The organism is Peribacillus sp. P4_C12, from assembly GCF_056402095.1.
Map to the genome: position 1 here is coordinate 1 of NZ_JBFUIB010001174.1, position 579 is coordinate 579.

1 protein-coding gene is annotated in these 579 nt (G+C 39.0%); it reads right to left on the reverse strand.

Annotated features, from left to right (window positions below):
* On the reverse strand, positions 1 to 579 hold a 579-nt coding region (locus tag AC1DUW_RS31995), incomplete at both ends, for a beta-eliminating lyase-related protein (protein ID WP_477644602.1).

Sequence of the window (579 nt, forward strand, 5' to 3'; positions counted from 1 at the left end):
ATCCTGTACAATCACTACTTTTACACCGTCAATTGATTCAAGTGATGTGAGAACTTGTAAACTAGCTTTTTCTTTTTCACTATTGTCTGTTTTGATAAAATACTCATCCAATGCCTGAAGCAATCCAAATGTTGTTTCCTTACCGACCTTCATACTCCGTCCGATACAGTGTAATTGAACCTTTAACCATTCGATATATTTTTTCTTCCCAGCAACGATACCTGATGTCGGACCCTCAATCGCTTTAGATCCGCTATAAATGGCTAAATCCGAAACCTTTACATATTTTTTCAAATCTTCTTCCGCCGCAGCATCAACGATTAGTGGTACGTTATTCGCTTTGGCCACTTTCCAGGCTTCTTCAACTGAAATCATATTTTTTTGAACAGCATGATGTGATTTTACGAATAAAATGGCCGCTGTATTTTCATTAATGGCATCCGCAATATGCTCTGCCTTCCCTTCATTTGCATACCCTACTTCAACCAATTTTCCTCCACCCAGGTAAATCATGGTTTCTACCGGCGCCCCATACTGAACGTTATGGCCTTTCAGCATTATGACTTCATTCTTTTGAAT